Raw genomic sequence first — 263 nt, 5'->3', positions numbered from 1 at the left:
CATCCTCCCCAAGGAACTAGTAAGGCTGATATTCCGCCCCCCAACATTGCCCCTACCGTATAGCCACAAGAAATGACCATCATGGTAAAAATACGAGATTGATATGGAACAATTTCGGAGCTATAAGCCATCACATTTGGCATGATACCGCCTAAAAAAATTCCTGTAACAAAGCGGATTACGGTCAATTGCTCAATATTGCCTACATGTGGTGTCAACAGCATCAATATGGAGAATATAAAGGTCGAGATCAGTAGTATCGG

Annotated in this window: 1 protein-coding gene; it reads right to left on the bottom strand. The window is 42.6% G+C overall.

Translation table 11 applies throughout. The features are described 5' to 3' along the window. Positions 1-263 (bottom strand): MFS transporter (locus ACNQ0W_RS25740; protein ID WP_417933350.1); only part of this gene is annotated, 263 nt, incomplete at both ends.

It is taken from the genome of Enterobacter cloacae complex sp. 6730903 (genome assembly GCF_048283985.1).
Lineage (GTDB): Bacteria > Pseudomonadota > Gammaproteobacteria > Enterobacterales > Enterobacteriaceae > Enterobacter > Enterobacter hormaechei_C.
The sequence above is the reverse complement of the archived record's forward strand: the minus strand, read 5'-3'. Positions and strand labels throughout refer to the sequence as shown.